Origin of the sequence: Streptomyces odonnellii, assembly GCF_000981895.1 — a bacterium.
GTDB lineage: Bacteria > Actinomycetota > Actinomycetes > Streptomycetales > Streptomycetaceae > Streptomyces > Streptomyces odonnellii.
The window spans coordinates 1-21043 of record NZ_LATD01000183.1 but is presented as its reverse complement, the minus strand read 5'-3'; the positions used below and the strand labels follow the sequence as shown (position 1 = coordinate 21043).

Sequence of the window (21043 nt, the reverse complement as noted above, 5' to 3'; positions counted from 1 at the left end):
GGGCTCGGGGTGGAGCGCGATCCGGGGGTCGTGGTCGCGGGGGCCCGCCGGGCCGGACGCCTCGTCGTCCGGACCGCCCTCCTGGCCGGCGCCGCCGGCATTGGCGGGCGTGACGGGCGCGGGCGCGGGCCGGGTCTGCTCCGTACCGGTAGGAGCCGTTCCGCCCGCGGGCGGACCGCTCGGGCTGCCGGAACCGGTCTGCTGGGCCAGCCAGATGGCGTCGCAGAGCTGCTCGGCGTCCGGGTCGAGCCCGGCCCCGCGCAGCCGGGCGACAAGCGCGGTGAGCAGGGCGCCGTCGTACGGAGGCGGCTGCTCACCCGGGGTGTGAGCGCCCGGCCCGGGGGCGGGCCGCTGCTGGGCACCGGGCTCCGGGGCGGGCCCCTCCTGGGCGTGCCCGGGTCCCGGCTCCGGCTCGCTGCCCGGGCCGTGAGATTCCGTGACGTCGGGCATCAGCGCATCACCTCGGCCGGTCGAGTCGCTGGATGAGCAGATCGGCGAGCCGGTCACGGCCCGCCGGGGCGGCGGTGTCGGTGAGGTAGATCGCGTTCAGGAGCTGGTCGGTGGAGATCAGTTCACTGCGTGAGCGCTCCAGGAAGTGGGCGATCAGATCGTTGCCGGCGCGGGCCGCCTCGTCGCCGAGATGGGCCCGTACGAAGGTGGCGAGCCGCTGGTGGTCGGGGCGGCCCAGCTCCAGATGGATACAGCGGCGCATCAGGGGTGCCGGGAAGTCCCGCTCGCCGTTGCTGGTGAGTACGACGAAGGGGAAGGCACGGCACTGCACCCGGCCGCCCTTGACCTTCACCTTCGTACCGTCGTCGGTGAGCACCTCGGCCTCGCCGTCGGGCAGCCGGTCGGCGATGCGCTCCAGCTCCGGTATGCCGAACTCGCCCTCCTCCAGCACATTGAGGAGATCGTTCGGCAGGTCGATGTCGCTCTTGTCCAGCTCGTCGATGAGCAGGACGCGGGGCTGCTCGGAGGGGAGCAGGGCGGTGCCGAGGGGGCCGAGGCGGATATAGCTGCCGATGTCGGCGGACGGGTCCTGGTGCTCCCCGCCCTCCGTGGCACCGTCGGCCGAGGCCCGGTGCGCGGCGATCTGCACGTCCTGGAGCCGGGCGATCGCGTCGTAGTGGTACAGCCCCTCCAGCAGCGTGGACCGGCTGACGATGGGCCAGCGCAGCACCCGGCCGAGCCCCAGCTCGTGCGCAACCGAATGGGCCAGGGTGCTCTTGCCCGCGCCCGGGCTCCCGGTGACCAGCAGCGGACGCCTCAGATAGAGCGCCGCGTTGATCATCTCCAGCTCCTCGGCGCCCGGCCGGTGCAGCTCCGCCTCGTGCCGGTAGCCGCCGAGGCGCCGGTCGGCCGAGCCGTCGGAGGAGGCGTCACGGCCCGCGAAGTCCCGCCAGGGCGGCGGCGGAGGGAGCTGGGTGATCCCGCCGTGCGGTTCGCCCGCCCCTCGGTAGATGAGCCACTCACCGGGTTCAGTCATCGCGTCATCCTCTTCATCACGGTGCCGGTCATGGCGCCTCCAGCAACTGCCCCGAGCCCGGCAACGGGTGGTGCGGGTCGTCGTAGTACAGCGCCACCCCGTCCGACCAGTACATTTCCGTGCGGCCCTCGCGCACCCCGCGCCTCAGCTCCTGGACCGTGCGCGGCAGTTGACCGGCCGTACCCGCCCCGGCGAGGGTGTCGGCGGCGCGCCGGTGGAAGTCCGCGCAGACCGGGTCCGGCCGGGCCGCGCCCCGGCGCAGCAGCGCGAGATGGAAGCCGCCGAGCGCCATCCGGGTCAGCCCTGCCGCGGTCTCCGCGTCGGGCCGGTCGCCGAACCGGCAGAGCACGGGCACCGCTTCGTACGCCAGCGCCCGCAGGTCCTCCTCCATCGGTACGGGTACCCGCAGACCGTCCTCACAGTCAAGGATCTCGGCCCGCATCGCCACGTTCCAGGTGCGGTTCCAGCGTGCTCTCCGCTCCCGGGCCTCGTCCTCGGAGTACGGCGGCTCACGGTCCGAGGGGCGCACCACCACCGGGCGTACGGTGCCCAGCGGCGGGCCGCCGGGCGCGAGCTGCCAGCGGTCGACGTCGAGGCCCAGCAGCGCCTGGACGACGGCGACTTGCAGCACGGCCGGGTTGTCCGGTTCGTCGCAGCGGCGGAACGCCTCGGTCAGCGGGGCGGCGAGCCTGGCCGGCAGCTCCTGGCCCGGGGTGCCCCTGCTGTCCTCCCGTACCGGCAGCACCTCGCCGGTGTGCCGGGCGACACCGATGCGCCAGTCGTAACTGTCCCGCTCCCAGCCGCGCGGCTCCAGTTCCAGCAGGACGAAGGGCCCCTCGCCGTCCACCCGCCGCTCTCCGTACGCGGGCCAGGCGCGGCGCTGCGCGCGGTCCGTACGGTGGCGGGCCACGGACCGCAGCCGGGTGATCTCATTGCGGAAGTCCCGGGAGAGCCGGTCGTCCGCGATCCACTTCACCCAGTTCCACAGGGCTTCCTCGGCCGCCGCGGTGGAGGGGGTGACATAGGGGCGCTCGGCGGCGATGACGCTCATGCAGTAGCGCAGTACGAGTTCGAGGGCTGCCTCCCCGCCCCTGTTCTCGTACAGCGCCCCGAGCCCGTCGCGCCAGCTCCGGGGTGCCGGATAGCGGTCGACGGAGTGCACATTGGGCAGCCGTACGAGCAGATCGAGCAGGCTGTGCGTGGAGACGGGCGGCGGCAGTTCGGCGAGCCTGCCGAGCAGCATCATGCGCTGCTGGGGGCTGAGCGCGCGGTCGGCGCCCGCGCCGAGACCGCCCTGCACATCCGCCCACGTGCGGCCCGTGCCCACGCCGTTGGTGTGCCGGTCCGCGTGGTAGCGGTCGTGCGCGTGGAAGACCGCCTGGTAGTCGTCGTCGGACTCGGACGCGGCCATCTCGGGCGGCACCGGCAGCAGCCGCAGCCGCTCGATGCCGATGGAGGTGCCGCCCATGCCGCCCACGAGCTGCGACTTGAGCACCCCGACGACCTCGCCGCGGGTCAGATCGACGGTGGGCCCGCCGGACACCCCCGGCGGCAGGACGTCCCCGCCCAGCCGCATCTGCTCGTCGGGGTCGGCCCAGCCGCCCACCGTGCCCTGCACCGAGCACTGTCCGTACAGCCGCTTGAGCCGGCCGCCCACCTCCGTCCAGCCCGAGTAGACGACCTGGCCGCCGCCGAAATAGGCCGCGGGCCGCTCGGTGACATACACACAGGCGTGCTCGACGGGCCTGCGGAGCCGGATGAGCGCGAGATCCGGGGCGGGCCAGCCGCCCGCCGGGCCGGACGGGGATTCGGGGAGCGCCGCGACCACGGAGCCCTCCACCGAGGTCTCGCCGCTGCCGGGGCCGAGTTCGTAGACCACCGTCACGTCCCGCCCCTCTCCCCCCATCGCCACGTGCGCGCACGTGAGAACCCAGCTCGGGGCGATGAAGAAGCCGCTCCCCAGGAAGCCGCCGCCCGATCCCTCAGGGGCATACCCGTACGCCGGGCCATGGATGCGCACGGTCGCCGCCATCACGAGGTCCATGAGCGCACGCCGGGTGTCGTCCGAGGCGCCCGGCACACCCCGGCCGAACCCGTCGATCATGGTCCGCTCCCGGCCGGAGGCGTGGGCCCGCCGGAATGCGCCGGTGCGCCCTGCGGTGCGCCCCCCGGCGCCGGTGCGGCGGGCGGTCCTGGCGGGGCCGCGGTGCTGCCCGGTACGGCTGTGCCCGAGGCCCCGGCGGCCTGGGCCGGCACCTGGGGCGGGTCCGTCAGATCGGCGGGCGGGCCGCCGTTCCAGGTGAGAGTGACCTTGATCGTCCCCTTGGCCTCGCCGTCCGCCAGCAGTCCGACGACCTTGCCGGCCTTGGCGGTCAGTTCGATGCCGAACTCGACGCTGACCTCGTCGGGCCGTACCGCCCGCAGCGGCTCGGCCAGTGAGCGCGCGACGCTGGTCACCACGCCGTGCAGGCTCTCCACGCGCGCCTGCACGCGCTCCGCGAATCCGGTGTCCGCGTAGGTCAGGCCCCCGGAGGGGCGCCCCAGCTCCTCGGCGCCCGAGATCCTGGCCCAGACGGGCGTGCCGTCGGGCATCTCGACACGTGTGATGCGGACGTCTCCCGTACGGGCCTCTCCGTCGTCCATGGTGCCCCCGTTTCCCCCAATTCCCCGCAGGTTAACGGCAGTAGGGAGCCGAAGCGAGGTGTTGGGAAAGGACGGCGATTCGCCCCCGCGCGGTTCCGGACGCCCCCGGCACCCGGCCCGGAACGGCCGTACGGTACGAGCACCGCCTCCCACCAGGCACGGGGCGGCTGATGCCCGGGGGTAAGTACTAGGCTGTGCCGCATGTACTTCACCGACCGTGGGATCGAGGAACTGGAGAAGCGGCGCGGCGAGGAGGAGGTCACCTTCGAGTGGCTGGCCGACCAGCTCCGTGCGTTCGTCGACCTCAACCCCGACTTCGAGGTCCCGGTCGAGCGGCTGGCGACATGGCTGGCGCGGCTGGACGATGAAGACGACTTCGACGCGGACGGGGACGAATAGACCTCCCGCCGGGCCCGGCGCGCAGCCGGTCGTAGGTGAGCGCCAGCACCCCCTGCGCGATCAGCAGGCCACCGGCGAAGGCCCATCCCGCGCTGCGGCGGCGCACCGCCCACAGCGTGAGCGGGACGCCCGCGACGAGCTGTCCCGTACCGGCCAGCCGCGCCCGGGGGCCGCGCAGCCAGGGGCCGAGCGGTCCGCCCTCGACCGCCGTCAGTTCGGCCCGTACGGTGTCCCGCCAGCCCGCCCACTCCACGTGCTCGGCGCCCGGCTGGACGCGTGCCACCTCGCGCAGCCGGTCGGCCGGTTCACCCGGGGCGAGTCCGACGGGCAGCACCACCCCGGCGCGGCTGAGATACGCGGCGAAGGCGAGCAGCCGGTCGCGGGAGTCGGCGGCCGGGTCCTCGCGGGTCAGCGGCTCCAGGGCCGGGAGGTCCAGTACGGGATCGAGGCCGAGGCGGGCCGCGAACGTACGCATCGCCTCGTCCTCCCCGGCCGGGGTGCCGTCCGCCAGCCAGATGTAGCCGACCGTGCGCCGGAAGCCGGCGGCCAGGGTGTATCCGGCGCGGTCCGCGTCCCACCACAGGGCGAGGACCGGCCAGTTGGCGCCGACGGCCAGCGCGGTGGCCCAGCCGGTGACGACACGGTCCACCGGTTCGCCGCCGTCCCGCCAGGGCTTGCCCTCGGGCACCAGCACGCTCCAGCCGGGGCCCGCCTGGGCGAGCAGCAGCCGTTCGCGGAGGAGATGGGCGGCGGGCCGTACCACCGCCGGCTCGGCCCGGCACAGCAGCAGCGCCCCCACGGAAGTAGCGTTCATGCCCCTTACGCTAGGGCACTTCACCCTGATTTGAGCGCTATGTCCAGGTAGAGCCACCCCGAGGTCCCTCCGGGTTCGGCCACCCGGCCTTGACTTCCCGTAACCGCGATATATCGTGTTCTTGAAGACACGCGATATGTTGCGTCAAGGCAGGTCCGCAGGCCCCAGGAGGTCAGCACCATGGCAGAGTCGACATGGAGGGTCACCGAGCCGACGAAGCTCACCTTCGACGACCCGGTGACGGCGCTCAACGTCCGTATCGTCAACGGAACGGTCAATGTCGTCGGTACGGACGAGGCCGCGCCGGGCGGGCGGGACGGAGCCCGGCTGGAGGTCTCCCGTATCGAGGGACCGCCGCTGATCGTGACCCGGAGCGGCTCCACTCTCACCGTGGCCTATGAGGACCTGCCCTGGAAGGGCTTCCTCCAGTGGCTGGACCGCAAGGGCGGGAAGCGCAGCGCGGTGGTCTCCGTCGCCGTGCCGGCGGGCGCGGCGGTCGAGGTCGGGGTGGTCGGCGCGGGAGCCATGGTCTCCGGCGTACGGGGGCGTACGGACGTCCGCGGGGTCAGCGGCGACACCACGCTGGTCGGGCTGTCGGGCAGGGTCCGCGCGGACACGGTCTCCGGCAGTCTGGAGGCACAGGCCGTCACCGGCGATCTCCGGTTCAACTCGGTCTCGGGCGATCTGACGGTGGTCGAGGGCGCGGGGTCCTCCGTACGGGCGGACTCGGTCAGCGGCGATATGATCATCGATCTCGATCCGGGCGACCGGCCCACGGACATCAAGCTGGCCTCGGTCTCCGGCGAGGTCGCGATCCGGCTGCCGCACCCGGCGGACGCACGGGTCGAGGCGAACACGGCGAGCGGGGCCGTGTCCAACGCGTTCGAGGATCTGCGGGTCGGCGGGCAGTGGGGGGCGAAACGGATCACGGGCACGCTGGGGGCGGGCACGGGCACGCTCAAGGCGACAACGGTGTCGGGGTCGATCGCACTGCTGAGAAGGCCGCCTATGGAGCACGGGCACGGGAACGAGCATGCGTACGAGCACGGGAGCGCGTACGAGCACGGACCGGCGGGCGGCGCGCCGGACGGTCCGGCCGCGGCCGATGCGGTCCCGGACGGCGCGATCCCGGTCGAGACCGGCCCGGCCCGTGCGACTTCCGCCCAGACCGACGCGAAGGAGTTCTGACATGCCCCCGGTCTTCGCCCATGGGCGGCTCCGGCTCTATCTGCTCAAGCTGCTCGACGAGGCACCGCGCCACGGTTACGAGGTGATCCGGCTGCTGGAGGAGCGCTTCCAGGGCCTGTACGCGCCGTCCGCCGGCACGGTCTACCCGCGGCTGGCCAAGCTGGAGGCCGAGGGCCTGGTCACCCATGCCACCGAAGGCGGCCGGAAGGTCTACTCGATCACCGACGCGGGCCGCGCCGAACTGGCCGGGCGCAGCGGCGAACTGGCCGATCTGGAGCTGGAGATCCGCGAGTCCGTCTCCGAACTGGCCGCGGAGATCCGCGACGACGTCCGGGGCGCGGCGGGCCAGTTGCGCAGCGAGATGCGTGCGGCGGCCTCGGAGAACCGTACGGGCGGGGCCCGGCAGGACTGGGACGCGGCCTTCACGGACAGCGAGTCCTGGCGCGCGGCGAAGGAGGAGCTGAAGCGCGCGAAGCAGGAGTGGAAGGAGCAGGCCAGGCGCGCGAAGGACGAGTCCCGCCGGGCCCGCGAGGACGCGCAGCAGGCGCGCCGCCAGGCGAAGGAGGCGCAGGAGTCGGCGCGTGAGGAGATGCAGCGCATCGCGAAGCAGGTCCAGGAACAGGTCCAGGACCACTTCCTGCGCGGCGACTGGCCGACGGGCGCACGGGAGGGCCTGTCGGAACTGGCGGGCCAGCTCAGCGGCCTGGCCAGGGGCACCAAACCCTGGCCCACGGAGCCGGGGTCGGGGTCGGGGGCAGGTGCCGGGACGAAGAAGGACGACACGGCGGAGCCCGGGTCCATCGGGCGCGAATCCGCCGAGCCCGGGTCGCCGGCCGAGCACGAGTACGAGCCGCCGGCGCCGGACCCCGCCTGGGCGGCGGACACCCCGGAGACGGGCGACCCGGCCCGCGATCTGGAACGTCTGCTGGACCGCTTCCGCGACGACATCCGCGACGCGGCCCGCGACAACGGCGTCACCCCCTCCCAACTGGCGTCCGCCCGCCGCCACTTGTCCACGGCCGCGGCCCATATCTCCGCGGTCCTGCGCATGCCTGGAGCCTGATGAGCGCAGCAAAAGAGGACCCGCCCACAAGGGCCGAGCCCTGGGGCACACCGCAGCCCCTGCCCTCCCACACGGGCAGTCGGCGCATCACCTGGGACGCCCTGCCCCGGCCGGTGGCGGCGGGAATCGAGCGGGTGCTCGGCGGCACGGTGTCCACGGCCACCACCCAGCAGGGCGGCTTCTCCGACGGCCTCGCGGTCCGGCTGCAACTGTCCGACGGGCGCCGGGCGTTCGCCAAGGCCGTCGACTCGGCGGCCGCTCCGGCCGTCGGCGAGTTCCACCGCCGCGAGATCGCGGTGGCGGGCGCCCTGCCGCCGGGGGTGCCCGCGCCCCGGCGGCTGGGATCGTTCGACGACGGCGCGTGGGTGGCACTGGTCTTCGAGGACATCGAGGGCGCGCTTCCGGCACAGCCATGGCGCAAGCCCGAACTGGAACGCGTACTGGACGCCCTCACCGGCCTGGCGGACACCCTGACCCCGGCACCCGGGATCGCCGCGGCCGGACGCGCCCCTCGGCTGGGCGGCTGGAGCCGGCTGGCCCATGACCCCGGGGCCCTGACGCGGCTGGCGACCCTCGCGCCCGGCACCGGCGCCGATCTGGACCTGCATCTGGCGCTGGAGGCCCGTCTCGCCGAGGCGACCGCCGGAGAGACCCTGACGCACGGCGACCTCTACCCGTTCAACATCCTCCTCACCGCCGACCGCGTCGTCGTCGTGGACTGGCCCCACACCTGGACCGGCCCCCGCCACGCCGACCTGGTGATGCTCCTGGGCAGCGTGGCCCTCAGCGGAATCGACCCGGAACCCCACGCATCCCGCCACCCTCTCCTGACCGGCGTCGACCCCGAAGCCGTCGACGTCCTGATCTCGGCCCAGGCCGGCTTCCTCCTCGCGGCTGCCTCGTCGTCGGCCCCCGCCACGGACCCGGACATCATCCGCATGATGACCGGCCTCGGCCGGGCCTGCCTTCGCTGGCTGGCCGCCCGACGACAGCGGCGGAAGTAGCCGTCCGCCCGCGGCCGCTCAGGCGTCGGAGTCGCATGTGGCGGGGATCACATGGGGTGGAAAACCTGCGGCCCGGTCCGGGCGTCCACCGGGTGTGAGATCAGCCAGCGCAACGCCGCACAAGGCGGCCTCGGTGGCCGGGGCCGGGCCGTCCGGGGTCGCGGTGCACCGTGTCCATGCTCGTCGGCCCCGGCCACCGGCCGTACGAACGTCGCCCCGCAGACGGCCGGTCTGCCCGCGTGGGGGCTGGTCCTCGCGCTCGGCACCGGGGTCGCGATCGCCCGCGGAGGCGCGTACTCCGTGCTGGGAGCCCACCGATGGCCTTCGGAGAGGAACACCCCTGACGTGCGCGGTGAGAAGGGACATCAAGGCGCTGCCGCGGGCCGGGCGGCTCTCGCGGATCAACGCGATGCGCGCCGCCACACTGAACGGCGGTGTGTCCCGGTGAGATGGCTGACGCTGTACGCGCGCTCACGGCAGGTGCCCGCGTCGCTCGCCGCGGTGCTGATCAGCGCTGTGGCGGCGTGGGCACTCGCCAGGGACGGGGTCGAGGCGCCCGGTGATCCGCGGCTGCCCGTGCTCGTCCTCGCCATGGGGGCGACGGCGGCCTCGGTCGGGCTCGGCGGGCAGGACCTCGCGCTGGACCGGACGGCCGCGATCCGCTGGGTGCCCCGCAGGGCGGCGCATGTGCTGCTCGCGGGCGCGGTCGTCGGCGCCGCGCTACTGGCGGTGCAGGCGATGGGCGAGTCCATGGCCACCACCGCGTTCGTCGTCCGGGACAGCGCGGGGCTGATGGGGCTGGTCGCCCTGGGCGCGGCGCTCTCGGGCAGGCAGTACGCGTGGACGCTGCCGTTCACCTGGCTCGTGTTCTCGTTCTTCGTGCCGCCCGCCACGAGCGTGCCGATGCGGGTGGCGACCTGGATGCTGCTGCCGCCCGGCACGGCGGCGGGCACCTGGACGGCCCTGGTCCTCACGGTCGTCGGCACCACGGCGTACGCCGTCGCGGGACCGCGACGGTAGCCGGTCCGGGCCACCGGACCGGACCACCGACCCGGGCCGCGGCCGTGGCGGCGCGGGGCTCGCAGGGCTGAACACCCGGCCCGTACGCCGCACTCCCGGTCCGCACCGCACCCTCGGCACCCGCTCCGGACTCGCCCCGGGTGCGGGCCGGCGGACCGCCGTGGCCGTCAGCCCGTCGCCGGAAGCGTGCCCGGATCGCCGAACATCGTCCGTTCCAGGGTCGTGTACGTCGCCCCGTGGTCCGACAGGACCTCCGACACGACGCCGGGGCGCGCCGCCAGCGCCAGCAGGATGTGTTCGTCGCCGATGTGCCGGTCGCCGCGGCCCACCGCGATACGCAGGGACCGCTCCAGGACCCCCTTCGCGCCCGGGGTGAGGCCCCGGTGACCGGACCACCAGCGCCGTGGACGGCCGGCCGTCCCGCCCGCGCGCATCGCGCCCTCGCCGTGCGCCTCTTCGACCTTCGAGACGATCCGGTCCACATCGATCCCGATACCGGCCAGCGCGTCCGCGTCCGCCTTCGACAGGCCGCCGTGCCTGCGGGCGTCGGCCAGGGACTGTTCGACTGCGGGGCGGCGGTCCCGTATCCCCAGCGCCGCGAACGCGAACGACGTCCGCGTGCCCTCCTGGTCGAGCAGCGCGAGCAGCATGTGCTCCTCGGTGACCGAGTCCGCCGCCATGCGCTCGGAGTGGCCGACCGCCCCGGTGACCACGCCCCGGGCGCCCTCGGTGAACCGTTCGAACATCACTGCCTCCCGTGCTTCTTGTGCGCGGCCTGCCGGCTGACGCCCAGCACGTCCGCGATCTCCTGCCACGACCAGCCCTGCTCGCGGGCGCTGCGCACCTGTACGGCTTCGAGCCGCTCCAGCAGCAGCCGCAGCGCGGCGACCGCTCTCAGCCCGACCCGGGGGTCGCGGTCACCCGCCCGCTCGGCGAGATCCGTTGCTTCGGTCATGATGTCAATCTACGTTGACAAGCAGAAGATGTCAACCAAAGTTGACACGCACGGGAGTCCCTACGGCTTCAGCACCACCTTCCCGAACAGGTCGCCCCCCGCCATCCTCGCGAACCCCTCGCGCGCCCGGTCCAGCGGCAGCACCTCGTCGATCACCGGCCGCACCCCCGTCGCCGCGCAGAACGCCAGCAGGTCCTCCAGCTCGTCCTTGGACCCCATCGTCGAGCCGACGACCCGCAGTTCCAGGAAGAAGATCCGGGTCAGTTCGGCGTGCGCCGGGCGGTCGCCGCTCGTCGCGCCCGAGATCACCAGCGTCCCGCCGCGCCGCAGGCACTTGACGGAGTGCGACCAGGTCGCCGCGCCGACCGTCTCGATGACCGCGTCCACCCGCCCCGGCAGCCGCGCGCCCGGCTCGAACGCCTCCAGCGCGCCCAGTTCGACGGCCCGTGCCCGCTTGGCCGCGTCGCGGCTCGTCGCGTACACCCGCAGCCCCGCCGCGCTGCCGAGGACGATCGCGGCGGTCGCGACCCCGCCGCCCGCGCCCTGTACGAGGACCGAATCGCCGGGCCGCACACCGGCGTTGGTGAAGAGCATCCGGTACGCGGTGAGCCAGGCGGTCGGCAGACAGGCGGCCTCCTCGAAGCTCAGCTCGGGGGGCTTCGGCAGCACGTTCCAGACGGGTACGGTGACCCGCTCGGCGAAAGTGCCCTGATACCGCTCGGTGAGGATCGAACCGGTCTCGCGCGGCCCGACCCCGTGGCCGGTCTGTCCGATGACGGAGTGGACGACGACCTCGTTGCCGTCCTCGTCGAGCCCCGCCGCATCGCAGCCGAGGATCATCGGGAGCTTGTCCTCGGCCAGCCCCACCCCGCGCAGCGACCAGAGGTCGTGGTGGTTGAGGGAGGCGGCCTTCACCGTGACGGTGGTCCACCCGGGCCGCGCCTCGGGCGCCGGGCGCTCGCCCAGCTCAAGGCCGTTGAGAGGGTCGTTGAAGTCGGTACGCGCTGCATAGGCGGCAAACATGCCCCAGACCCTAGGCCCTGTGACACAGGCCGCGCCGTACCCCCGCTCACAAAGAAGGGGTACGGCACGGCCCGTACGGAACAGAGACCCGATCCGGAGCCCCGATCCGCAGACCGGAACCGGAACCGAAGACCGGAACCGGCGTCGTCAGCGCCGGGCCACGCCCTCCGCCCGTGCCGCCGCGGCCACCGCCGCCGTCACCGCCGGGGCGACCCGCTCGTCGAACGGCGACGGAATCACATAGTCCGCCGACAGTTCGTCACCCACGACATCCGCCAGCGCGTTCGCCGCCGCGATCTTCATGCCCTCGGTGATACGGGACGCCCGGACCTGGAGCGCCCCCGCGAAGATCCCCGGGAAGGCCAGCACGTTGTTGATCTGGTTCGGGTAGTCGCTCCGCCCGGTCGCCACCACCGCCGCGTACGGGCGCGCGATGTCCGGGTGCACCTCGGGAGTCGGGTTGGCCATCGCGAAGACGAACGCGCCGGGCGCCATCGACGCGATCGCCGGCTCCGGCACCGTACCCCCGGACACGCCGATGAAGACGTCCGCGCCGGACAGCGCGGACTCCAGCGAACCGGAGAGCCTGGCCCGGTTGGTCAGCATGGCCAGTTCGCGCTTGACCTCGCTGAGGTCGCCGCGGTCCGGGCTGACGATGCCCTTGCGGTCGGCCACCGCGACATCGCCGATCCCCGCCTCCAGCAGGAACTTGGCGATCGCGACACCCGCCGCGCCCGCGCCCGAGATGACCGCGCGCAGATCGCCCAGCTCGCGCTTGGTCAGCCTGGCCGCGTTGCGCAGCGCCGCCAGCGTCACCACGGCCGTGCCGTGCTGGTCGTCGTGGAAGACGGGAATGTCCAGCCGCTCCTGGAGCTTGCGCTCGATCTCGAAGCAGCGCGGCGCCGAGATGTCCTCCAGATTGACCCCGCCGAAGGAGGGCGCGAGCCGTACGACGGTCTCCACGATCTCGTCGGTGTCCGTGGTGGCGAGCGCGAGCGGCACCGCGTCGACGCCCCCGAACTGCTTGAACAGGATTGCCTTGCCCTCCATCACGGGGAGCGAGGCCTCCGGCCCGATGTCGCCCAGGCCGAGCACCGCCGTACCGTCCGTCACGACGGCGACGACCTGCGACTTCCACGTGTAGTCGTGCACCAGGTCGGGCTGCTCGGCGATCGCGCTGCACACCGTGGCGACACCGGGTGTGTAGGCGAGGGACAGGTCGTCCTTGTCACGGACCGGGACGGTCGCCCGGATGGCCATCTTGCCGCCGCGGTGCAGCGCGAAGGCCGGATGGAAGGCCGGATCGGCCGCGACGGCATCCGAACCGCCCGGGCCGCTCTGCCCGCTGGTTGCGCTCTCGCTGCGAGGATTGACGATCTCCGCTGCCATGTGTTGGTGACCCCTTACGTCTTTCATCAGTTGAGGGTGGCCACTCCTGGTTGAGGAGGGGTGGGTGGGCACCGCGTCCGTGGCCCGCCCGGCGGCCGGCCCGCCATGCGGGACCGCCGCGCGGGGGTACGTACGGTCGCGCGGGCGCGCCGCACACGCGCCCTGAGCCCCGGATGAGGGGGTATTCGTCCTTCGTGTCCGGCAGACCTCCGCGCTCGGGCCGGGGGAAGGCAGGGAGAAGGCAGTCCAACAGAAGGTCCGGTCTTGAGGTACCGCCATGTTGGGGGTGGGGGGTTTCCCGTTATCCGATTTTGACATGCCCGGCCCCCTGAATGGGCCCGTCCGAATGGCAAGATGCCCTAATCACAATCGGTCGCGCCACTCGAAGACGCGTGCTCGGCCACTTGGCAGCTTCCCTCATTAGCCGGAGGACTCCGATCATGACCGCACGCACCCACAGCCGTACGACCGCGCGCGCCTCCCGTCGTACCACCGCCGCGAGGTCCCGGATCGCCGCGGCGGGCGCGATCGCGGTCGCGGGCACCCTGCTGCTGACCGCCTGCGGGGACCAGACGGACAGCGGCAACGAGGGCGCGAAGACGTCCGAGGCCTCCAAGGCCCCGCTCTTCGACCAGCTTCCCAAGGCCGTCCAGGACAAGGGCGTGATCAAGGTCGGCTCGGACATCGCGTACCCGCCGATCGAGTTCAAGGACGAGTCCGGCAAGACGGTCGGTTTTGACCCGGACCTGGCGGACGCGATGGGCAAGCTGCTCGGGGTGAAGTTCGAATTCGAGAACGGCACCTTCGACACCCTGCTGACGGGTCTGCGCTCCAAGCGGTACGACATCGCGATGTCGGCCATGACGGACACCAAGGACCGGCAGAACGGTGTGGACGACGACACCGGCAAGAAGGTCGGCGAGGGCGTCGACTTCGTGGACTACTTCACGGCGGGTGTCTCGATCTACACCAAGAAGGGCGACGACAAGGGCATCGCCGCCTGGTCCGACCTCTGCGGCAAGAAGATGGTCGTCCAGCGCAACACCGTCTCGCACGACCTGGCCAAGGCCGAGGACAAGAAGTGCAAGGAGACCGGCAAGGCCGGGATCGGGCTGGAGGCCTTCGACAACGACCTGGAGGCGCAGACCCGGCTGCGCGCGGGCGGCGCCGACGCGGGCGCCAGTGACTTCCCGGTCGCGGCGTACGCGGTGAAGACCTCGGGCGGCGGCAACGACTTCCAGCTCGTCGGCGAGCAGGTGGAGGCCGCTCCGTACGGTATCGCCGTGGCCAAGGGCAACGAGCTGTCGAAGGCGCTCCAGGCCGCCCTCGACGGGGTCATCAAGAACGGTGAGTACGGCAAGATCGTCGCCAAGTGGGGTGTCGAGGCGGGCGCGGTCACGGCGGCCGAGCTCAACGGCGGATCCTGAATCGACGGCGGATCCTGAACCGGCCGGCCGACAGCCGTCCGAAGGCTCTGAAAGGCGACAACCGTGACGGTTGACATCCACAAGTCGGACGGCCCCCAGGACGGCCCCGGCGTCGCTGCGGCGCCCGCCGCACCGGAGTCCATCAAGGCGATTCCGGTGCGGCACTACGGGCGGTACGTGTCCGCGCTGGTCGCGATCGGCGTACTGGTCGCGCTCGTCTACGCCTTCGCGCAGGGCGATGTGAACTGGGCCGCCCTCCCCGACTACTTCTTCGACGACCAGATACTGACCGGCGTCTGGAACACCGTGGTGATCACGGTGCTGGCGATGCTGCTCGGGGTGGTGCTGGGCATCGTCCTGGCGGTGATGCGGCTGTCGAAGAACCCGGTGACCTCCGCCATCGCGTGGTTCTACATCTGGTTCTTCCGCGGCACGCCGGTGTATGTGCAGCTCCTGGTCTGGTTCAACCTGGGCATCGTCTTCGAGTACATCAACCTGGGGCCGATCTACAAGGACGAGTGGTCCTCGTTCATGACCCCGTTCCTCTGCGCGCTGCTGGGGCTCGGGCTCAACGAGGCCGCGTACATGGCCGAAATCTGCCGGGCCGGCCTCCAGTCGGTCGACGAGGGCCAGACCGAGGCGGCGCACGCGCTGGGCATGAGCCATGCCAAGACGCTGCGCCGGATCGTCGTACCGCAGGCGATGCGGGTGATCGTGCCGCCGACGGGCAACGAGGTCATCAATATGCTCAAGACCTCGTCGCTGGCGGTGGCGGTGCAGTACACGGAGCTGCTGCGCGCGACCCAGAACGTGTCGCAGACGTCGGGCGCGACGGTCGAGATGCTCTTCCTCGCCGCGGTCTGGTACATGATCCTGACCTCGGTGCTCAGCATCGGCCAGTACTACTTGGAGCGTTACTACGCGCGTGGCTCCAGCCGCAGCCTGCCCGCCACCCCGTTCCAGCGCGTCCGCGCCAATCTGCTCTCCTTCCGCCGCCCCAAGGGAGGCATCGCATGACCGCGACCACGACGGGCACAACGGGCACGACCCCGATGGTGCGGGCCGAGGGCGTCCACAAGTCCTTCGGCGCGGCCCATATCCTCAAGGGCATCGATCTTGAGGTCGCGCCGCGCGAGGTCTTCTGTCTGATCGGCCCGTCCGGCTCGGGCAAGTCGACCTTCCTGCGGTGCATCAACCATCTGGAGAAGATCAACGCGGGCCGGCTGTCGGTCGACGGCGAGCTGGTCGGCTACCGCCAGAAGGGCGACAAGCTGTACGAGCTGAAGGACAGCGAGGTCGCCAGGAAGCGCCGGGACATCGGCATGGTCTTCCAGCGCTTCAATCTCTTCCCGCACATGACGGCGATGGAGAATATCATCGAGGCGCCGGTCCAGGTCGCCGGTGAGACCAAGGCCGTGGCCCGCGCCCGCGCCGAACGGCTGCTGGACCGGGTGGGCCTCGCCGACAAGGCCGCCAGCTACCCCTCCCAGCTCTCCGGCGGCCAGCAGCAGCGCGTGGCGATCGCCCGGGCGCTGGCGATGGAGCCGAAGCTGATGCTCTTCGACGAGCCCACCTCGGCGCTCGACCCCGAGCTGGTGGGCGATGTCCTGGACGTGATGCGCGATCTCGCCCAGGACGGGATGACGATGATCGTGGTCACCCACGAGATGGGCTTCGCGCGCGAGGTGGGCGACGCGCTGGTGTTCATGGACGACGGTGTGGTGGTCGAGTCGGGCCACCCGCGCGAGGTCCTGACGAACCCCCGGCACGAGCGGACGAAGTCGTTCCTGTCGAAGGTGCTGTGACCCTGTCGGCCGAAGACACTGTGAGCCTGTCGAAGTCACTGTGACCCTGTCGAAGGCGCTGTGCCGGGGCTCCGGCCTGTGACGGGCCGGCTTGAGCGGAGGGGCGGGTACGGGTTCGTACCCGCCCCTCCGTCCGCGTTCAGCGCTTGACCCGGTTCACTTCAGCGCGAGGACGACCGTGTCCGAGGGGGAGGCCCAGACCGGGCGGGTCTCGGAGAAGCCCGACTCGCGCAGGGTGCGCATGTGCCATTCCGCGGAGGGCGTGTCGCCGTCGGCGTGCTCTCCGTAGATCGCGAACCGCTCGGCGGTCGGCGCGGCGAGGACCGGGTCCTTGGCCGCCAGGTCCCACCAGTCGGACCAGTCGAGGGCGCCCGCGGCCTTGGCGCGGTCCATGGCGGCGTGCCGGTGGGCGCGCTCGGCGGCGTTGATCCGGGGGGTGCCGAGGTCGGTCATGTGGTCGGCGTTCATCAGGACGCCGCCGTCCCTGACGAGCCCGGCGAGCTGCCCGTACAGCGTGGTCAGCGGTCCGACGGGCAGCCAGTGCAGCGCGGTGGCGGTGAGGACGGCGTCGTACGAACCGTACGGCAGCAGCCGTGTCCAGCCCGGGTCCGCGAGGTCCGCGGTCACGAAGCTCACGCGCCCGTCACCGGCGAAGTAGCCGCGGGCGATGGCCAGCAGGGCGGGATCGAGATCGACGCCGGTACTGGTGGCGGCGGGGAACCGGCGGAGCAGCCGGTCCGTGATACTTCCCGTACCGCACGCGAGATCGAGGACCCTGGGCTCGGGGCCCACCACCGCCTCGACCATGTCCAGCATCACCCGGAAGCGTTCCTCGCGGTCCGGCATGTACCACTCCTGCTGCCGGTCCCAGCTCTCCTGCCAGGCGCGCCAGTCGGTGCCGGCTGCGGTCTCGGTCATGACCCTCTCCTCCGTCGTAACACGCGCACAACCCGTAATACCCTAGTGGCATATATAGCCATTACATCGATGCCCAACCCGACCCCGGTGCTCCGTCCGGCCGTGGCACTGGACCCGCCCGTAAGGACTAAAGGACTATCAGTGGAACTGGCCTCCTACTCGGACTCCGCCGTACGCCTGGTCAACACCGAGGAGCCGGCCCGCGGCACGGACACCCTGACCTCGGTCGAGGCCGTACGCGCCCTCTTCGGCGCCGGCTCCCAGGCGGCGGCCCGGCGCGCCACCGAGGCGGACGTCACCCGCTTCCGCTCGGTACGGGCCCGGCTGCGCGCGGTCTTCACCGCCGCCGACGCGGGCGAGGCGACCCGGGCGGTGGACCTGCTCAACTCCCTGCTGCTGGAGTTCCCCGTCAGCCCGCAGATCTCGGGCCATGACTACCTCGACGACGAGGGCCGGCCGCGCTGGCACATGCACCTCGCGGACCACCCCTCCAACGCGACGGCGGGGTACGCGGCGACCGCCGCGATGGGCCTCGCGTTCCATCTCACGGAGTACGGGGTCGACCGGCTGGGCCTGTGCCAGGCGGCACCGTGCCGCAACGCCTATCTCGACACCTCGACCAACCGGTCGCGCCGCTACTGCTCCGACCGCTGCGCGACCCGCGCCAATGTCGCCGCCTACCGGGCCCGCAAACGCCTGGGGGCCGAGCGCTCGGCTGACACCGGCCGTACCGCGCAGAGCAGCCAGGAGACCACGGCCCGTACCGAGCGCTGACCGCCCAGCGGCCGGTATCTGGCCCTGACCCGGCCCAGCAGCAGTTCCTCGGGGACGGTGCCGAAGACCCGGCTGTCGCCCTCGGCCCCGGGATTGTCCCCGAGCACCCACCAGCCGCCGTCACGCCGCTCCGCCAGCCGCTTCACGATGAGCAGGTCCTGCTGGAGCGGGTGTTTCAGCACCGCCACATCGCCTGCCCGGACGGGGGCATGATAGTGCACGAGGAGCTGGTCACCGTGCTTGAGCGTCGGATACATGGACGGACCCATCACCTCGGCGATCCCCAGTCGCGGCCTCGGCCGCACTTCCGGTTCCCGCCCGCGCTCCGCCATCCGGCACCTCCCGGTCCCACGGTACGTTCCGCCACCAGTACCGTATTTCACCCCGGACTTTTGTCCTAAGCCCAAGGGGGCCCCCGCGAAATCGGGCTTCTCACGGAGTAATGTCCAACCTGAGAAGACGATCACGAGGAAGGACAGCTCCATGCTTTCCCGCCTGTTCGCACCCAAGGTGAAGGTCAGCGCCCACTGCGACCTCCCGTGCGGTGTGTACGACCCTGCCCAGGCCCGCATCGAGGCCGAGTCGGTCAAGGCCGTCCAGGAAAAGATGCAGGGCAACGACGACGCCCACTTCCAGGCGCGCGCGACGGTCATCAAGGAGCAGCGCGCCGAGCTCGCGAAGCACCATGTCTCGGTGCTCTGGAGCGACTACTTCAAGCCCCCGCACTTCGAGAAGTACCCGGAGCTCCACCAGCTGGTCAACGACGCCCTGAAGGCGCTGTCGGCCGCGAAGGCCTCCAAGGACCCGGCGACGGGCCAGAAGGCGCTGGACTACATCGCCCAGATCGACAAGATCTTCTGGGAGACGAAGAAAGCTTGATCACCCCTCCACCCCCGCCGGCCGCCTTCGGCGGACGCGGGGCGGGGCAGGTGAGCAGGAGGAGGGCCCGGCGGTTGTGACCGCCGGGCCCTTCTCTGTGGGCGTGCAAGGTTTCTGCAAGCCCTCGGCAAGGCTTCCGCCTGGTTCGGCGGGCATCTCGGGCTCGAAGGGTCCGAGAAGGTACGTCGGGGGAATCGATGACGGATGTGAAGGGGCCCATGGGTCCCGCACGTACGGAACCCGGTCAGTGGCTGACACTGCCCGGGTGCAAGAAGGTGCTGATCATCGCGCACACCGAGGTGTACGCGCAGCGGCTGCGGGATCTGCTGCCGCTGCTGGAGTCCGATCTGCGGATCCAGGTGGTGTTCGCCATCGCACCGCACGCGTTCAACGGGGGAGCCGCGCGAGCGCTCCGGGATGTGGGGAGCACACTGCTGCCCTGGGAGGAGGCGGTACGAACCGAGTTCGACCTCGCGCTGGCGGCCGGGTCGCAGGGGATGGAGAAGGTCCGGGCCCCGCTGATCCGTATGCCGCACGGAGTCGGGCACATGAAGCTGTCGCGGACGGCCGACGACCGGACGCCGGGGGAACCGCGGACCGTCGGCGGCATGGGCCGCACGTATCTGATGCGGGACGGGAAGGTCGTACCGAAGGCGTTCGCGCTGGCCCATCACGAGGACCTCGCCACGCTCGAACGGACGTGCCCTGAGGCGCTGCCGGTGGCCGAGGTGGTGGGCGACGCCTCGCACGACCGTATCGCCGTGAGCCTGCCGCTGCGCGAGCGGTACCGCAGGGCGCTGGGCGTACTGCCCGGACAGAAGCTGGTCCTGGTCCCCTGCACCTGGGGGCTCGGCTCGTCCTTCAACCGGCTGGACGCCCTGCTGCCCAGGCTGTTGACGGAGCTTCCGCGCGAGGAGTACCGGATCGCCGTGACCGTGCACCCGAATGTCGCCGCCGGACATGGCGACTGGAACGTGGGTGCCTGGCTCTCCGCGTTCCGGCGGCGCGGTATCGCGGTCATCGCGCCGGACGCCGACTGGCGCGCCCCGCTGATCGCGGCGGACTGGGTCATCGGCGACCACGGCTCCGTCACCCTGTACTCCACCCTGACCAGGGCGGCGATCCTGCTGGCGCGCTTCCCCGAGCGGGATGTCAACGCGGCTTCGCCGGGAGCCGAGCTGGCGCGGATCGCCCCCTCGCTCTCCCCGTCCCACCCGCTGCCGGAGCAGCTCGCCTACGCGGCGGCCGAGCGTCCGGCCGAGGAGTACGCGCGGATCGCGGCCCGGATCTCCTCGGAGCCGGGGCATTTCAACCCGCGGATGCGGCGGCTGATCTACCGGATCCTGGGGCTGGGCCAGCCCGCGTTCCAGCCGGTGACCCAGCCACTGCCGATGCCGCTGCCGCTGGGCCTGGAGCCCGGCGCGGACACCGACGCCGGCACCGACGCCACGGGGGTGCCCGCATGAGCGTATGGAAGGAGACCAAGGGAGCGTGCGCCGCCGACGGGCATCTGACCGTGGACCTCGACGGGGGCACGGCGGAAGCATGGCGGCAGTGCGCCGATGTGCTGTACGCCAGCCGTGAACGTACGTCCGCCGAAGCGGAAGCACTGGCTGTACAGACCCTGCTCCACTACCCGGGCTGCCTGCTGACGCTCGTACGGCACGAGGGCGGCGGCTGCTGGGCGGCAGTCCGCACCGCGGACTGGACGGTCACACTCCCGGTCCCGGACACGTCCCCCCGCCGGTGCTGCGCGTGCGTCGCGTCGCTGCTCTACCCGGCGGTGGTCAGAGCCCTGAGCCACCGCCACACGCGTCAAGCCGCCGCAGCCGAGCCTCCAGCCGAGCCGCGTCGCCCTTGCTGACCACTGCATAACGGGCCAGGGACTGTTCGTACCAGTCCCTGGCCTTCGCCTTGTCCCGGCGTTCCTCGGCGGGCCGTGGCGATCTTTGCCCGAAATAGGCGGGCCGGTCCACAGGCGGGCCGGTCCACACCCTTATGAATTCTGCCTTCGTCGTATGGATTCGGCCTCCGTCGTATATCGGCGCTAAACGGCCAATGCATCCAGCAGTGGGCTCTTATTGCGTGTCAGCCAGTGGCGGTACAACGTCGCCTCCAAAGCCGCTTCTCGGTACGCGTCCGCCAGGTCCGGATAGACCTGGGCGCCTATGGAGGTTTCGCCGGTAATGGGGCCCGGGCGGGAGAAGAGGAGGAGGCGGACGGCGAGGGGGTCGTCGCGGAGGGGTCTTATGGCCA

22 protein-coding genes and 2 pseudogenes are annotated in these 21043 nt (G+C 71.9%); 12 read left to right on the top strand and 12 right to left on the bottom strand.

The window, feature by feature from the left end; translation table 11 throughout:
* The 4 genes and pseudogenes from WH07_RS17895 to WH07_RS17880 form a co-directional block, all read right to left on the bottom strand.
* A pseudogene (locus WH07_RS17895) lies at positions 1-450 on the bottom strand (hypothetical protein); the annotation flags it as partial.
* 7 nt (positions 451-457) lie between these two features.
* Positions 458-1486: an AAA family ATPase gene (locus WH07_RS17890; RefSeq protein WP_046501006.1), complete on the bottom strand. Its 1029-nt coding sequence runs from the start codon at positions 1484-1486 to the stop codon at positions 458-460.
* Between the two features lie 28 nt (positions 1487-1514).
* On the bottom strand, positions 1515-3590 hold the full coding sequence (locus WH07_RS17885; RefSeq protein ID WP_052744446.1) for a VMAP-C domain-containing protein: 2076 nt from the start codon (positions 3588-3590) through the stop codon (positions 1515-1517).
* Positions 3587-4129 carry a CU044_2847 family protein gene (locus WH07_RS17880; RefSeq protein ID WP_046501005.1) on the bottom strand — a complete coding sequence of 181 codons (543 nt, stop codon included), beginning with the start codon at positions 4127-4129 and terminating at the stop codon, positions 3587-3589. Before WH07_RS17880 ends, WH07_RS17885 begins: the two co-directional genes overlap by 4 nt.
* A 201-nt stretch (positions 4130-4330) precedes the next feature.
* Between WH07_RS17880 and WH07_RS17875 the strand changes: the two genes are divergently transcribed.
* Complete coding sequence (locus WH07_RS17875; RefSeq protein ID WP_046501003.1) at positions 4331-4528, top strand: DUF6104 family protein; 198 nt, start codon at positions 4331-4333, stop codon at positions 4526-4528.
* Here the strand turns inward: WH07_RS17875 and WH07_RS17870 are convergent.
* A complete protein-coding gene (locus tag WH07_RS17870) occupies positions 4434-5342 on the bottom strand; it encodes a hypothetical protein (RefSeq protein WP_232788944.1) in 909 nt (302 codons plus the stop codon). The genes WH07_RS17875 and WH07_RS17870 overlap by 95 nt on opposite strands.
* Positions 5343-5522: 180 nt before the next feature.
* Here WH07_RS17870 and WH07_RS17865 point away from each other — a divergent pair, with 180 nt between their 5' ends.
* From WH07_RS17865 to WH07_RS17850, 4 genes are all read left to right on the top strand, one after another.
* A complete protein-coding gene (locus WH07_RS17865) occupies positions 5523-6530 on the top strand; it encodes a DUF4097 family beta strand repeat-containing protein (protein WP_107073645.1) in 1008 nt (335 codons plus the stop codon).
* A gap of 1 nt (position 6531) precedes the next feature.
* Positions 6532-7593: a PadR family transcriptional regulator gene (locus WH07_RS17860; protein ID WP_046501002.1), complete on the top strand. Its 1062-nt coding sequence runs from the start codon at positions 6532-6534 to the stop codon at positions 7591-7593.
* Positions 7593-8597 carry an aminoglycoside phosphotransferase family protein gene (locus tag WH07_RS17855; protein ID WP_052744445.1) on the top strand — a complete coding sequence of 335 codons (1005 nt, stop codon included), beginning with the start codon at positions 7593-7595 and terminating at the stop codon, positions 8595-8597. Before WH07_RS17860 ends, WH07_RS17855 begins: the two co-directional genes overlap by 1 nt.
* A 444-nt stretch (positions 8598-9041) precedes the next feature.
* Positions 9042-9617: a hypothetical protein gene (locus tag WH07_RS17850; protein ID WP_046501001.1), complete on the top strand. Its 576-nt coding sequence runs from the start codon at positions 9042-9044 to the stop codon at positions 9615-9617.
* Positions 9618-9784: 167 nt separating this feature from the next.
* Here WH07_RS17850 and WH07_RS17845 read toward each other — a convergent pair whose 3' ends face one another.
* The 4 genes from WH07_RS17845 to WH07_RS17830 form a co-directional block, all read right to left on the bottom strand.
* The gene (locus WH07_RS17845) at positions 9785-10363 is read right to left on the bottom strand and encodes a Clp protease N-terminal domain-containing protein (RefSeq protein ID WP_046501000.1); all 579 of its coding nucleotides are present in this window, start codon (positions 10361-10363) and stop codon (positions 9785-9787) included.
* Positions 10363-10572, bottom strand: a complete 210-nt coding sequence (locus tag WH07_RS17840) for a helix-turn-helix domain-containing protein (protein ID WP_046500999.1) — start codon at positions 10570-10572, stop codon at positions 10363-10365. Before WH07_RS17840 ends, WH07_RS17845 begins: the two co-directional genes overlap by 1 nt.
* Positions 10573-10632: 60 nt before the next feature.
* On the bottom strand, positions 10633-11595 hold the full coding sequence (locus tag WH07_RS17835; RefSeq protein ID WP_046500998.1) for a zinc-binding dehydrogenase: 963 nt from the start codon (positions 11593-11595) through the stop codon (positions 10633-10635).
* A 147-nt stretch (positions 11596-11742) separates the two neighbouring features.
* The gene (locus WH07_RS17830; protein WP_046500997.1) at positions 11743-12984 is read right to left on the bottom strand and encodes an NAD(P)-dependent malic enzyme; all 1242 of its coding nucleotides are present in this window, start codon (positions 12982-12984) and stop codon (positions 11743-11745) included.
* A gap of 440 nt (positions 12985-13424) precedes the next feature.
* Between WH07_RS17830 and WH07_RS17825 the strand changes: the two genes are divergently transcribed.
* From WH07_RS17825 to WH07_RS17815, 3 genes are all read left to right on the top strand, one after another.
* On the top strand, positions 13425-14411 hold the full coding sequence (locus WH07_RS17825; RefSeq protein WP_046500996.1) for an ABC transporter substrate-binding protein: 987 nt from the start codon (positions 13425-13427) through the stop codon (positions 14409-14411).
* Between the two features lie 63 nt (positions 14412-14474).
* Entirely contained in the window at positions 14475-15428 is a 954-nt protein-coding gene (locus WH07_RS17820; protein WP_046500995.1) for an amino acid ABC transporter permease, read from the top strand.
* Positions 15425-16216, top strand: a complete 792-nt coding sequence (locus tag WH07_RS17815; RefSeq protein ID WP_046500993.1) for an amino acid ABC transporter ATP-binding protein — start codon at positions 15425-15427, stop codon at positions 16214-16216. Before WH07_RS17820 ends, WH07_RS17815 begins: the two co-directional genes overlap by 4 nt.
* Before the next feature lie 156 nt (positions 16217-16372).
* Here WH07_RS17815 and WH07_RS17810 read toward each other — a convergent pair whose 3' ends face one another.
* Positions 16373-17134 (bottom strand): class I SAM-dependent methyltransferase, encoded by a 762-nt coding sequence (locus tag WH07_RS17810; RefSeq protein ID WP_046500992.1) that lies wholly within the window; start codon positions 17132-17134, stop codon positions 16373-16375.
* Positions 17135-17275: 141 nt separating this feature from the next.
* Here WH07_RS17810 and WH07_RS17805 point away from each other — a divergent pair, with 141 nt between their 5' ends.
* The gene (locus WH07_RS17805; protein ID WP_046500990.1) at positions 17276-17908 is read left to right on the top strand and encodes a CGNR zinc finger domain-containing protein; all 633 of its coding nucleotides are present in this window, start codon (positions 17276-17278) and stop codon (positions 17906-17908) included.
* Here WH07_RS17805 and sodX read toward each other — a convergent pair.
* Positions 17812-18240, bottom strand: coding sequence for a nickel-type superoxide dismutase maturation protease (gene sodX / locus WH07_RS17800; RefSeq protein ID WP_046500989.1), 429 nt, complete (start codon positions 18238-18240; stop codon positions 17812-17814). The two genes, WH07_RS17805 and sodX, sit on opposite strands and share 97 nt — an antisense overlap.
* Before the next feature lie 151 nt (positions 18241-18391).
* On the opposite strand from sodX, the gene sodN reads away from it, so the two are divergent.
* From sodN to WH07_RS17785, 3 genes are all read left to right on the top strand, one after another.
* The gene (gene sodN / locus WH07_RS17795) at positions 18392-18787 is read left to right on the top strand and encodes a superoxide dismutase, Ni (RefSeq protein ID WP_046500988.1); all 396 of its coding nucleotides are present in this window, start codon (positions 18392-18394) and stop codon (positions 18785-18787) included.
* Positions 18788-18984: 197 nt separating this feature from the next.
* On the top strand, positions 18985-20253 hold the full coding sequence (locus WH07_RS17790; protein ID WP_046500986.1) for a hypothetical protein: 1269 nt from the start codon (positions 18985-18987) through the stop codon (positions 20251-20253).
* Positions 20250-20651, top strand: a complete 402-nt coding sequence (locus tag WH07_RS17785; RefSeq protein WP_046500985.1) for a hypothetical protein — start codon at positions 20250-20252, stop codon at positions 20649-20651. Before WH07_RS17790 ends, WH07_RS17785 begins: the two co-directional genes overlap by 4 nt.
* A gap of 183 nt (positions 20652-20834) precedes the next feature.
* On the opposite strand, the pseudogene WH07_RS41205 reads toward WH07_RS17785, so the two are convergent.
* A pseudogene (locus WH07_RS41205) lies at positions 20835-21043 on the bottom strand (hypothetical protein); the annotation flags it as partial.